This is a genomic window from Streptomyces sp. AK08-02 (assembly GCF_033795085.1).
Classification (GTDB): domain Bacteria; phylum Actinomycetota; class Actinomycetes; order Streptomycetales; family Streptomycetaceae; genus Streptomyces; species Streptomyces echiniscabiei.
In genome coordinates this window covers 463520-476143 of the sequence record NZ_JARAZV010000001.1, presented here as the reverse complement: position 1 = coordinate 476143, position 12624 = coordinate 463520, and the positions used below count along the sequence as shown (strand labels likewise).

The following is a 12624-nucleotide window of genomic DNA, read 5'->3' as shown; positions in this document are numbered from 1 at the left end:
GTTGTTGCTGCGCCGGCCCCCGTGCCGGACGTGTGGGTGGGTTGTCGCTTCGCTGGTCAGGCGACGGTGGTGGCAGTGGCTCCGGTCCCGGCAGCCGCGCGGCGCTGGTGGGCGTCGCGGGCGAGGAGGAGGTAGCTGCTGGCGGTCCACGTGTAGGCGCGGTCGCGCAGTCCCTCGCCGGTCAGGGCGTCGAAGTTCTCGGCGAAGCCGTAGGTCTCGCACAGGGTTCGGAAGCGGGTGCTGATCTCGTCCGCGAGGCGTTCGTGCCCGGCCCGGCGCAGGCCGTCCTCGATGAGGACGGTGGCGGGGGCCCAGATCGGGCCGCGCCAGTAGCCGTCGGAGAGGTAGTGCGGCGAGGTGGGAAGTTCGGTGGCCAGGCCGTGCGTGGTCAGGTGGGCCTCGACGCGGTCGGCCAGCACGCCGCTGACGTCCTCCGGCAGGTGCTCGCCCAGCGCGATGGGCATCAGGTCGAGCAGGCTGGAGCTGGTCCAGGTGTCGTCGCTTTCCACACCGCGGGTGACGAACCGTTCGCCGGTCCAGAGCTGGTCGAGCATCGCGGCCTGGGTCGCGTCAGCCGTACGCGTCCAGGTGTGGGCGTCGTCGGGCCGGTCCAGTTCGGCGGCCAGGTCGGCCAGTTCACGCAGTTGGAGGATGAGGAAGGCGGCCAGATCTGCGGTGACGGCCACGCGTTCGGGGTCGAAGGTGGTGGCGTTGTCCCAGCCGCTGTCGTTGCCGTGCTGGTAGTGGGGCAGGGCCGCGCCGGGTGCGCGTCGCGCGGTGAGCCAGAAGTCCGTCCAGCGGGTCAGTCTGTCGTACGCCTCGGTCAGCTGCGCGGGGGTGAGTGGCTCGGGAAGCCGACGGCGCAGGTGGCCGAAGGTCCAGCCGTGGATGGGTGGTTTGACGAAGTTGTGGAGGACCTCGGAGTGGGTGACGGAGTCGGGCAGCGCGCCGCTGTCGTCCTGGTGGTCGAAGGGGAGGGAGAACTGGTCCCAGGCGAGGCCGGGGCAACCGGGTGCCAGGGCAAGGGCGTTGAAGCAGTGGTCCCAGCTCCACACCTTGTCCATCCAGTGCTTGGACATCAGCACGGCGGGCCGGGTGATCAGACCTGCCGGGCGCACGGTCGCCGACCACACCACATAGGCGGCGAGTTCGGCGGCCGGGGTGTCGGCCGAGCGCCATGGGGCGACCGTGTCGACGAACCCCGCGAACGACTGCCGCGCGGCCTCCATGACCTCGCCGAACGCCGCCGCCGAGCGGAAGGGCGCTCGCGCGCTGTCGAGTTCCTCGACAGCGACCTCCCACGAGCCGTCGGCCCCGCCGGTGACCGTCAGACCACGCTCCCCGGCGCCCAGGGACTGGGAGCCGGTCACGTCGGCGAGCGTGCCGGACAGCACGGTGACCCGGTAGCGGCGGCCGGTCTCGTAGGAGGTGAACACGTGCGCGCCGTCCACCGGATCGCGGTAGAAGTAGGTGCCGCTGAACGGGGTGAGGGCGTGAGCCGCCGCGCTGATGCCGAACCCGAGACCGGTGCCGTGTACACGTACGGTGTCCGACGACTCGTAGGCGAGGTCGATACGCCCGTCCGCACCGGTCCAGCTGAGCAGGCCCGGTGTTGCCTCGACGCGGGTCTCTGCCCGCTCCCCCGTCGCCGCGTCGAGGGGGACGAGGCGCAGGACGGCGTGCATGCCGTTCTGGTGCGAGACGAGGTGAAGGTCCTCGGCGCGCGTCTTCTCCGCCAGCACGGGAGAGATGCCGAACCAGGAGCCGTGCGTGCTGAAGGGTATGTCGTGGACGGAGAAGGCCGGGCCGGACGGAACGGCGGTCATGAAGGCGGCACTCATTTCTTGAGCAGGGGGGATCGGCGGTCGGCCGGGCGGGGCGACGGCCCGTGGACGGCGCGGCTGTGTGCGGGCGCTTGTCCGGGGTCAGTCCTTGACGGCGCCGGCGGTCACGCCTGCGGCGACGTAGCGCTGGGCGAGGACGAGGATCACCGTGGCGGGCAGTGAGGCCACGACGGCGGTCGCCATGATGGCGTTCCACTGCTGGTTGTTGTTGCCGATGTAGTGGTAGATGCCGAGGGTGATCGGCTCGTGGGCGCCGCCGTTGGCGAGGGTGCTGGCGAAGATGAAGTCGGACCAGGACCACAGGAACGCGAACAGGGACACCGTGACGATCGAGTTGCGGCTCATCGGCAGGACGATCGACCAGAACGTCCGCAGGGCCCTCGCTCCGTCCATCTGCGCGGCCTGGATCAGCTCGCCGGGGATGCCGGACATGAACGCGGTGAAGATCAGCACCGCGAAGGGCACGGCCAGGGTGGAGTCGGCGACGATCAGGCCGGGGACGGACTGGAGCAGGCCGAGGCTGAGGTAGATGGCGTAGAAGCCCATCGCCATGATGATGCCGGGGACCATCTGGGCGACCAGAAGGAGGAAGCTGAGCGCGCCCCCGCCGCGTGGGCGGAGTTTCGCCAGCGCGTAGCCGGCGGGCGCGGCCAGTGCCACGGTCAGTACGACGGTGCCCAGGCCGATGACCAGGCTCGTGCCGAGGTAGGGCAACTGCTGGTCGAACACCGCGCGGTAGCCCTCCAGCGTGCCGTGGACGGGGAACAGGTCCGGCGGGGACTTGCGCATGTCCTGGTCACGGGTGAAGGACACGTTCACCATCCAGTACACCGGGAAGAGCATGACCGCGGTGAGGAGGGCTCCGACGGTCGTCCTGACCCACGTGCGGTCGCGGCGCTTGAGGGTGTCAACGGCGGTTGCGGTCATGACAGCGCCTGCTTTCGCTGGACCTTCAGGTAGACCAGGCCGAAGACCAGTGCGGCGACGACGAGCAGGTTACCGACGGCCGCTCCGGGGCCGAAGGCCGGCAGCAGGTTGCCGAAGCCGAGCTGGTAGGACCAGGTGGCGAAGGTGGTTGAGGAGTCGGCCGGGCCGCCCTTGGTCATGATCCAGATGATGTCGAAGACCTTGAGCGTGTAGACCAGCCCCAGCAGCAGAGTGATCGCGGACACTGGGCGCAGCAGCGGGAAGGTGATGCTCCAGAAGCGCCGCCAGGGGCCCGCCCCGTCGAGGGCGGCGGCCTCGTAGAGGCTGGTGGGGATGGACTGCAGGCCGCTGTAGAGGACGACCAGGTTGAAGGGGACGCCGATCCAGACGTTCGCGATGATCACCGAGGCGAGCGCCCAGGACGGCGAGGTCAGCCAGTTCACCGGGCCGATGCCGACGGCGTGCAGGATGGCGTTGACGATGCCGGAGTCGCTGTTGAGCATCCACGACCAGGTCGACGCCGACACGATCAGCGGCAGCAGCCACGGTACGAGGAACAGGGCGCGCAGGGTGGCAGACAGCCGGAAGTGCTGGTTGAAGAAGACCGCGAGGGCCAGGCCGATCGCGTACTGGAAGACCAGGCACACGGCCGTGAACACCACGGTGTGCAGCAGCGCCGGAGCGAACGTCGGGTCGTCGAAGACGGTCCGGTAGTTCGCCAGGCCCGTGAACGGCGCGTCACCCTGGACGAAGGAACGGACCGTGTAGTTGCGCAGACTCAGATCGAGGTTGCGGTACAGGGGATAGGCATAGAAGAGGACGAGATAGAGGGTGACCGGGGCGAGGAACGCCCAGGCGGCCCACTGCGAGGAGGCGGGACGCCGTCGCGTGGTGGCGCGGGCCGGGGGCGGGGCGGCGGTCGCCGCCCCGTTCCGGCCGCGGGCCGGCAGCGCATCCGGTACTTGTCTCGTGCGGTTCATCAACGGGCCTCTGGCATCGGCGACTTGGGCTACTTGACGGCGGACTGGGCGGCCGTGAGCGCGTCCCTCGGCGACGCCGATCCGCTGAGTGCGGACTGGACCGCCTTCCACAACTGCTCGGAGATCTTGGGGTACTTGGTGCCCAGGTCGTCACTGGTACGGCCCTTGGCCGCCTTGACCGCGTCGACCCACGGCTTCAGCTCGGCGTTCGCCGCGACCTGCTTGTCCTGCACCTCGGTGGTGGGGGCCACGTAGGACAGGGTCGTGTCGGTGGCGAGGAGGTTGTCGGTGCTGGTCAGGCAGGTCACGAGCTTCTGCGAGGTGGCGTAGCGGCCGGTCTCGCCCTGGACCGGGACAGTGACGAACTCGCCGCCCGTCGGGGCCGCCGCGTTGCCTCCGGTGGAGGCGGGGACGGGGATCACGCCGTACTCGAAGCCGGCCTTCTGCGCGTTGGCGAGCTGCCAGGTGCCGTTCTCGGCGAAGGCGTAGTCCCCGCTGGCGAACTCCTGCCAGCTGGTCGTCTGGGTGTTGTTGATGACCGAGTTGGGGGCGTAGCCCTTGTCCAGCCAGTTCTTCCACAGCGACAGCGCGGAGACCGCCTGGGAAGAGGCGACGTCGGTGAGCTGCGCGCCCGAGCCCCAGAACCAGGGCAGGAACTGGAAGCTGCCCTCCTCCGTGCCGATCGCCGAGAAGGTGATGCCCTTCTTCCCTGCCTTCTCGACCTTCGCCAGCGCCGCCGTCAGCGACGCCCAGTCCTTCACCGACGCGATGTCCACGCCGGCGTCCTTCAGCACCGCCTTGTTGTAGTAGAGGGCGAGGGTGTTGGCGCCGACCGGCGTGCCGTACGTCTTCCCGCCCGACCGACCGGCCCCGAGCAGGTTGGCGTCGACGGCCGAGGTGTCGATCTTGTTGTCGTCGGTCGTGGTCAGCAACCCAGCCTCGGCCAGAGTGGAGACGACCGGGTTGTCGACGATGAGGACGTCCGCGGAGTTGTCCTGCTGCGCCGCCAGCAGCGCCTTGTTCGTCAGGTCGCTGGTGTCGAACGCGGTCCGCTTGATCTTCACTCCGGCCTCGGTTCCGCAGCCGTCCAGGAGCTTCGCCCAGGCGGAGCTCTTGTCGAACTGCGGGTACGGGTCCCAGATCGTGTAGGTCCCGCCGTCCGCGGCCTTCGTGGAGGTGTTGCCCGAGCCGGAGGAACAGGACGTGGCGCCGACGGTGACGGCGACGACGGTCACAACTGCGGCGGTGAGACGCCGTCTGGCAGATCGGTTCATTGCGGATTCCTCATGGTTTTTGGCACAGGCGTGCCCTGGGATCGGCACAGGTGTGCCGTAGATGGGGTGATCGAGGCCTGTCGGCCTCGCCGCCCCGGGAGGGTGGCTCGCGTAGTCGGCCGGTACGGGGTGCGGAGGTGAAGGGGAGTGTGCGGGGTGATGGTCAGGGGTGCGTCTGGGCGCCGAGATCCGGAGCCGGGTCGGCCGGCCTGGCGCCGACGGGCCCGGTGCTGGCGCGCAACGAGATCGGCGGCGCGAGCAGATGATGCCGGGCCGGTGTGTCGGGGTGGTCGAGACGCTCGACAAGCAGCTCGACGGCGAGACGGCCCATCTGTTCCGCCGGTACGTCGGCGGCGGTGAGCTGCGGGGTCACCGTCTCCGCCCACCTGCTGGCCACCACGCCGGTGACGGAGAAGTCACGTGGCACATGGAGACCGGCCTCGGCCAGCCCCCGGTACAGCCCGCCCAGCGCCGCCTCGTTCAGCGTGACCAGGGCAGTGGTGGCGGGATCGTCGTGCAGGATCCGCTCCAGACAGGACAGCCCGGAGGCGGCGTCGTCCCCGCAGCAGTACGTCCGGACGGTCAGCCCACGTTCCGCCGCGGCCTTGGTGAACCCGTCCAGCCCGCGCCGGGCCGACTCGTACCCGGCCCGCAGCAGTTGCTCGGGCCGGTTGACGAAGGCGACCCGGCGGTGGCCCAGGTCGGCGAGGTGGTGGACGCAGGCCGCCGCCAGCGCCGTGTGGTCCAGGCCCACCCACCAGGTGCCCTCCGGGTGGGCGGTGCGGCCGATGGCGACGGAGGGGAAGTCCACCGCGGTGAGATGGTCGAGCCGGTCGTCCTGCAGCCTGATCTCCATCAGGATCGCGCCGTCGACCCGCCGCTCCCCCAGCAGCCGCTGGAACGAACGGTCGCTGTCCACCCCGCTCGGGGAGAGCAGCACGTCGTAGTCGTACGCCGCCGCGGCCTCGGTGACGCTGCCGATGAAGTCCAGCTGCATGCCGGTGTAGTGGTTGCCCGCGGGCGGGAAGACCAGACCGATGGTGTTGGTCCGGCCGTTGGCCAGGGCTCGCGCACTCGCGTTGGGCTGGTAGCCCAGCTCGTCGATGACCCGCTGGATCCTCTGGCGGGTGTCCTCGGACACGGGCCGTTTCCCGCTCAGGGCATAGGACACGGTGCTCCGCGAGACACCGGCCCGCTGGGCGATCTCACCGATGTTCACGGAGACTCCTTGCCGAGACGGTTCGAACCGGTTCGATGATTCCAGGGAACGAAATCGGCCAGGTGCCGATCGTCGAACCGGTTCGCGTGAAGTGAAGGTAGGAGCAACTCGGACGAGTGTCAACGTCTCGCGTCGAATTTCCCGTAACGGCCTGGAAACCTAGCCACGCGGAGGCTTGGCGCCTGTTCGGCCTGGGTTCACACGCCCTCACCGGCAGGCCGGGCGCCACATCCGGCGGCACGGGACACCCGGACCCGCCAGGGACGCCGGGCCGCACACGGCCGAGGAGATCCGTGTCAGGGGTATTGCTGGCTGGTTTCCTCGATGCTAGCTTCCTCGAACCGGTTCGACGCATCATCGAGAGGTCATGACGAGTGTCGAAGCGCCGCTCACACGTCGCAGCGTCGCAGGGGCCCTCAACCCCCTGACGCATCCGCCGCCCGGGGCTCCCCCTCCGGGCGGCGGATGGCACCGAGTGACCGTCGTGCTCGTACGTGGCGGCGGCGCCTCGCCGACTCTGCGCTCCGGCCGCAACGGCGTGCGGTTCGCTTCCCGAAGGCCGGCCGATGCGTCCGCGACCCGGAACCTGAGCGCCGGCGAACCGGGAGCCTCCTGTCCCGCGGCCCATGTCGAGCCGGCTCACCCCCTGGCTGAACGTGACCGGACATTCGCCCTGACCGGCCTCGCCCCGAACGAAACGCATCCGATCCAGCGTCCGAGATGCCACGAATCCACGGAAACTTCAGTGAGACAACGACAAAGAACGACGGGAGCCGGCGTCATCATGGCCTCAGTCCGCGTCACCGTGCTCGCCGTCCCCTTAGCGAGCACGGCCCAGACAGCCGATACCAAGACACAGGACGGCCCACAGGGCCCGGGTGCGGACGCGGCGGAGATCCTTCCACAGTTCGTGGAATCCGGCGGCAGGCACGTCTACGTTGGTCGCCCGAGTCAGGACGACGGGCGGCTACGTCCGTGGTCACAAGGCTCAGGTGTGTGACCAGGATTCTTACTGAGCTTCAAAGCGTAGTGTCGGCAAGGGCTGACGGCTCATGATCCCTGCGGTATGCCGACTGCATGAGGTATGCGCAAGGGGGTGGGCTGACCGACGAGCGGCGGGCCTTCCGCGAGAAGTTGAGGATCGAGGCGGCCGAGCGGTTCACCCAGGGCGACGAGAACGCGGTCATCGCGCACGACCTGCGGGTCAGCGTCCGGTCGGTGCAGCGCTGGCGCAAGGCCTGGTCCCAGGACGGGCCGAGAGCCCTGGCCTCCAGAGGGCCGGCGTCGTTGCCGCTGCTCAGTGACGAGTTGTTCGCCATGCTGGAGCAGGAGCTGGCCAAGGGGCCGGTGGCGCACGGCTGGCCGGACCAGACCTGGACCCTGTCACGGATCAAGACCCTCATCGGGCGCCGGTTCCATAAGAGCTACAACGTGCAGGGTGTTGCCGCGCTACTCAAACGGCACGGCTGGAGCTGCCAGATGCCGGCCCGCCGGGCGGTGGAGCGCGACGAGGCGGCGGTGGCCGGCTGGGCGAAGGAGACCTGGCCGAGCGTGGAAGGACCGTGGCGGCGCTCGATGCCTGGCTCGTCTTCGAGGACGAGGCAGGCTTCTCGATGACGCCGCCGACCGCCCGCACCTGGGCCCGCCGCGGCCGCACTCCCGTCGTACGCGTGCGGGGCCGCTCACGCCGCCGCCTATCCGTCGCCGTCCTGGCCTGCTACAAAGCCGGCGAACGTTCGCGGCTGATCTACCGGCCCTGCCCGGACGCTCGACCTGACGGACGCAAGAGCTTCTCCTGGAAGGACTACCGTGACCTGATCCAGACCGACCACCAGCAGCTCGGCGGCCCGGTTGTGCTGGTGTGGGACAACTTGAACACCCACAGTGAGTCGCCGAGGGCGGCGATGACCGAGCCGGCCACCAGCACGACCAGGCTGACCAGAAGCATGCGGCGCTTGCCGACCATGTCTCCCGGTCGGCCCATCACGGGGGTGGCAACGGCGGCCGCGAGCAGTGTGGCGGTGATGACCCAGGAAGTGTTCGACGGCGAGGGCCCCAGGCGCTTCGGAAGGTCCGGGACGATCGGGATGACCAGGGACTGCATCAGCAAGAACACGATGCCGCGCACGCGCCGCTGCATCTCCGCGGTGACCCCGCGAACGTGCGCTCTGCATCGGTGACGGCGGCAGCTCTACGACCGCAGCAGGTAACGGCACGCCATGTCGCTCAGGGAAACGAGGAAAGCGTCGTCGTCGGCCTCGGCGTCGGCGATGGCCGGACCGTACGCCACGCGGACGACGAGTGTGGAGAAGACGGTGGTGTACGCGGCCCGCACGGCCGACTCCGGGTCATCGTGGTCCATGTGCTCGCCGACCTCGAGCAGGACGCCGGTGAAGAGCCGGCCGAGCTCTGTGCTGTAGGCAGCACCGCGCCGGTGGATCTCCGGGTGCGCTCCGGAGATGAGGATCACCGCTCGCAGCAACGCGGCATGCCGGCCGAAGATGTCGGCGACCGCGCACACCGCCCGTTCCACGAGCTGGTCCGGCGACAGGCCCCGCCAGTGCCCAGCATCGGCGAAGACCGAGTGGTCGGCCCGGACACGGGCCAGCCCATGCTCGTAGACGGCGAGGAACAGAGCCTCCTTACTGTCGGTCCGGGCATAGATCGCGCGCGGCGCCACCTGGGCACGGTCGCACACCGCCGCGATCGTGAATGCCTCGTACCCGCCCTCCTCCAGCAGTGCCACCCCGGCGTCGAGCACCCGCGCCCACGCCTCCCGGCTGCGCTTCTGCAACGGCGGCCTGATCGCGAGGGGCTCGACAGCGGCGTTGTCAGCCGATGTGGACGACGTCACCGATGGGTTCCCTCCGATGCGCGGCAACCGCCGCCGAACAGTTACTTGACAGAACCGTAGCAGGCGCTACTCTCTTGATTTAACCGTAGCGCCCACTACGCTTTGGTTATTTCTACTGTCGGAGGACCTTCATGCTGATCGCGTTCGGCAGTGTCCACGCCCTTCCCTGACCTAAGACCAGGCCGTCCACGCCCCCAACCGCGGCCTGCGGATCTCCACCCCCAACGAGGGCACCACACCGAGCACATCGGGCTAGATCCACCTCGCGCACGTCAGCACCTTGATCACCGACTGGATCGGACACCTTCGCCGTGGCGACGACGTGACCGCACTCGGCAGAGGGACGACAGCCAGATCCCTTGCCGCATCGCGCACCACTATCTTCCAAGGAATCTCATGTTCGCCAAAATCAACGGTGTTGATCTCTTCTTCGATGTCGTCGGATCGGGTCTCTCCGTAATGGAGAAGAGTCTCGAATCGAAGCCGGTGATGTTCGTGCACCACGGGGGCCCGGGAGGCGACCACAGCCAATTCCGACCATGGCTCGACGGCCTGCAGGACACGGCGCAGATCGTCTACTTCGACCACCGGGGCACAGGACGATCCGGCCGCGCGGACGTCAGCACCTACACGTTGGAGCAGATGGCCGACGACATCGAGGCACTGAGGCTCTACCTCGGGAGCGAGGCGCCTGTGCTGCTTGGCTCCTCATTCGGCGGCATGGTCGCTCTGCATTACGCCGTCCGCTATCCTGATTCGCTGTCAAAGCTGATCCTGGCCGACACGGCACCGAGCAACGAATATTACGCGCTCTCGATGAAACAAGTTGCCAAGGTGGCCAGCGCAGAGCAGATGGAGATGCTGACAGATCTATTCGCGGGGACCATCACCCCTGAGAAGTACGCCAGGTGGGCCGAAGTCGTCGGACCCCTCTACTACCGTACGGTCCCGCCCCTGACCGAAAGGGAAGCTGTGGACGCACGCGTAATAGCCGGACCCGAGGTGGCTGAACACGTCTTGAAGTACGAACTGCCTTCTTATGACGTCCGCCCACAGCTGGGCGCCATCCACATTCCAACCCTTGTTGTCACGGGTAGGCATGACTGGGTCACACCGCCATCGCAGTCGGAAGAAATCGTGAAGGGGATTCCCCACGCGAACTTGCACATCTTTGAGAACTCCGGTCACAACCCTTTGGTGGAAGAGACTCAGGAATTCCTCCAGACCATCTCTCGATTCATTCAGTCATGAGACAAGAGAATCAGATGAACACGGTTCCCTGATCACAAACACCGATCTCGTCGATAACCTTGAGGGCGTTCCCAAAGCCCGGCACCAGCGCTGTTGGACGCAGGCCGCGTCGCCTGGATCGGCCAGGGCAAGAACTCCCCCTCCATCGGCGAAAAACCCGCAATCGACGGCAATGTCGCTCGCTGATTCCCGGCCTCATCAACTCTCATGTCCACTTGGCGAATGATGGCCCCGTCGGCCTCTTCGAGCAGGTTGTTAACGCATGCACCGTCACCACCGTGCGTGACGACGGTGGTGCGAACGGAATCGCTACCGAGTTGGGCAAAGCGGAGGAGGCTGGTCCCTCGTCGAAGGTCCCCGAATCGTGGCAGCCGACCGGGTCGTCACCATGACGGGCGGTCCGGTCACTTCATGGGAGCACTCGCAGCCTCGAGAGCTCGCACCGAACGCAAAGGAGCAACGCTATGACTCGAGTTCCGTATGATTCCGAGCTTCAACCCACAGCCGAGCAGTTCATGGCCACCTACGGTCCGACCATGCCCGCGCACGTTGTCCCATTTGCGCGGTCCCTTTTCGAACAGCAGGTGCCAGGGCTGGACGAGCTCGTCGCCGGTCGCCAGGTCTCCGCACGCACCATCGAAGTCCCAGGTGATGAAACTGGTCCCGCATCCGCCATGACGATCTTTTCGCCGGAGTCGACCGCTGCTGGTTGCGGAGTGTTCCACATCCATGGCGGAGGGATGGTGATGGGGCATCGGCTAGGCGGCGCGGACGACCTCGTCACCTTGGCGGAGCAGTTGCAGGTGCCGGTTTTTACCATCGATTACCGGCTTGCACCGGAGGACCCATATCCAGCGGCCGCGAACGATGTACGACGTACCTGGCTCTGGGTGGTTGAACATGCAGCTGAGCTCGGCGTTGACCCAAGCAGCCTGATCCTCATGGGCGGCAGCGCCGGCGGAGGATTGGCGGCCGGACTGGCTCTGCGTCTACGGGACGAAAAATTGCAGACGCCTCTGGCGGTCTGCCTACTTTCACCCATGCTCGACGATCGGAACGACTCCGTTTCCAGTCACGACTACGATGGCACCTCGTTGTGGGACCGCGGCTCCAACCTGATGGCATGGGAAGCCCTCCTGGGTGCGGAGCGATCAACGGTTTCCGCGTACGCGGCACCAGCACGCGCCACAGATCTCTCCGGGCTGCCATCCACATATCTTGAAGTTGGTTCGTCCGAGGTATTCCGCGATGAGGTCACTGCATTCGCATCGCGACTGTGGGCTGCCGGCAACCTGGCCGAACTGCACGTGTGGGCCGGCGGTTTCCACGGGTTCGCCACCTTCGCACCACAAGCGCGGGTGAGCGTTGCATCCCTCACGACTCGTAACGATTGGCTGCGCAGGACGCTCCTGTCCCGATGAACCCCACTCACGCATCGGAACTTCTGAAGAGGCAGGAGAATCGGCAGGACTGCCACCCTGATCGCCATTTCGTCGTGCCGTCGTTCGACGACGGCTGGCGGATCGGCAGTTCGTCACCGCGCTGCCGATCGTCATGCTGCTGTGGTGGCGGTCGGTCGCTGTGTACTCCTACAGGCCTGAGGTCTTCCCGACCTGGATCCACGCCAGCGGCACCGGCCTGTCCAGCGCGCTCGGCCGGGTCGGCAGCATCCTCGCGCCGACGATCAACGGGCTGTCCTCGGCGAGCCTCGGGTTCGCCGGCGTCTTCGGCCTGAGACGGCCGTCCTGGCGGCGGACGTGCTCGTCTTCGGCCTGTCCACCGCAGGCCGGTCCCTGGAGGAACTGACCGAACACGGCGCGCCGAAGTCCGCCGCGAAGGAGATGAGGAAGTGAGTCTGTCCTCTGTGGAGGAACGTGTGCGCGACGCGATCGGCATGCGGATGTTCACGGTGCTCGCGTGGGTGCCGGAGCGCCGAGCGTTGCGGCGGGTGCACAGCCGCCACCCGGTGGGCGGGAAGAAAACCGTCGTGGTGGCCGTCGGCCGGCTCGAGGAGTGCATCGCCGCGCAGCAGCCCAACTTCGGGCCGGACCGCGCGGAGGTGCGGGAGATCTTCGCCGACCACGACCTGATCGAACTGCTCGGCTGCGGCTCGATCAGCAACGTCCCCGTACTCGCCGACGGCCGGACGCTCGGGGTGCTCAGCATCCCCGACACGGAAGGCACCTACGACGACGATGCGGCGGTGGCGGCCGAATCGCTCGCGCCGCCGGCCGTGTCCGCCCTGCTCAACCTGGAGAAGGAGTCTCAATGACGA

The 12624-nt window shown here is 67.7% G+C and carries 11 protein-coding genes and 2 pseudogenes; 5 read left to right on the top strand and 8 right to left on the bottom strand.

Annotation, left to right across the window (positions count from 1 at the left end):
* Positions 1-56 precede the first annotated feature (56 nt).
* From PV734_RS02085 to PV734_RS02065, 5 genes are all read right to left on the bottom strand, one after another.
* Positions 57-1826, bottom strand: a complete 1770-nt coding sequence (locus PV734_RS02085; RefSeq protein WP_319288600.1) for an amylo-alpha-1,6-glucosidase — start codon at positions 1824-1826, stop codon at positions 57-59.
* Positions 1827-1925: 99 nt separating this feature from the next.
* A complete protein-coding gene (locus tag PV734_RS02080) occupies positions 1926-2771 on the bottom strand; it encodes a carbohydrate ABC transporter permease (protein ID WP_319288599.1) in 846 nt (281 codons plus the stop codon).
* Positions 2768-3751: a sugar ABC transporter permease gene (locus PV734_RS02075; RefSeq protein WP_319091742.1), complete on the bottom strand. Its 984-nt coding sequence runs from the start codon at positions 3749-3751 to the stop codon at positions 2768-2770. Before PV734_RS02075 ends, PV734_RS02080 begins: the two co-directional genes overlap by 4 nt.
* Before the next feature lie 29 nt (positions 3752-3780).
* On the bottom strand, positions 3781-5025 hold the full coding sequence (locus PV734_RS02070; protein ID WP_319288598.1) for an extracellular solute-binding protein: 1245 nt from the start codon (positions 5023-5025) through the stop codon (positions 3781-3783).
* Positions 5026-5188: 163 nt separating this feature from the next.
* Positions 5189-6244, bottom strand: coding sequence for a LacI family DNA-binding transcriptional regulator (locus PV734_RS02065; protein ID WP_319288597.1), 1056 nt, complete (start codon positions 6242-6244; stop codon positions 5189-5191).
* A gap of 1077 nt (positions 6245-7321) precedes the next feature.
* Here PV734_RS02065 and PV734_RS02060 point away from each other — a divergent pair.
* Positions 7322-7861 carry a winged helix-turn-helix domain-containing protein gene (locus PV734_RS02060; protein ID WP_319091739.1) on the top strand — a complete coding sequence of 180 codons (540 nt, stop codon included), beginning with the start codon at positions 7322-7324 and terminating at the stop codon, positions 7859-7861.
* Positions 7858-8238, top strand: a pseudogene (locus tag PV734_RS02055) (DDE endonuclease); the annotation flags it as partial. The gene PV734_RS02060 and the pseudogene PV734_RS02055, both read left to right, overlap by 4 nt.
* Here PV734_RS02055 and PV734_RS45760 read toward each other — a convergent pair.
* Positions 8181-8348, bottom strand: a pseudogene (locus tag PV734_RS45760) (MFS transporter); the annotation flags it as partial. The pseudogenes PV734_RS02055 and PV734_RS45760 overlap by 58 nt on opposite strands.
* Positions 8349-8435: 87 nt before the next feature.
* The gene (locus PV734_RS02045; RefSeq protein WP_319288596.1) at positions 8436-9098 is read right to left on the bottom strand and encodes a helix-turn-helix domain-containing protein; all 663 of its coding nucleotides are present in this window, start codon (positions 9096-9098) and stop codon (positions 8436-8438) included.
* A gap of 396 nt (positions 9099-9494) precedes the next feature.
* On the opposite strand from PV734_RS02045, the gene PV734_RS02040 reads away from it, so the two are divergent.
* A complete protein-coding gene (locus tag PV734_RS02040; protein WP_319288595.1) occupies positions 9495-10349 on the top strand; it encodes an alpha/beta fold hydrolase in 855 nt (284 codons plus the stop codon).
* A 464-nt stretch (positions 10350-10813) separates the two neighbouring features.
* On the top strand, positions 10814-11770 hold the full coding sequence (locus tag PV734_RS02035; protein ID WP_319288594.1) for an alpha/beta hydrolase: 957 nt from the start codon (positions 10814-10816) through the stop codon (positions 11768-11770).
* 168 nt (positions 11771-11938) lie between these two features.
* Here PV734_RS02035 and PV734_RS02030 read toward each other — a convergent pair whose 3' ends face one another.
* Positions 11939-12163, bottom strand: coding sequence for a hypothetical protein (locus tag PV734_RS02030; protein WP_319091735.1), 225 nt, complete (start codon positions 12161-12163; stop codon positions 11939-11941).
* Positions 12164-12198: 35 nt separating this feature from the next.
* Here PV734_RS02030 and PV734_RS02025 point away from each other — a divergent pair, with 35 nt between their 5' ends.
* Positions 12199-12621 carry a hypothetical protein gene (locus tag PV734_RS02025; protein WP_319288593.1) on the top strand — a complete coding sequence of 141 codons (423 nt, stop codon included), beginning with the start codon at positions 12199-12201 and terminating at the stop codon, positions 12619-12621.
* Positions 12622-12624: the final 3 nt, after the last annotated feature.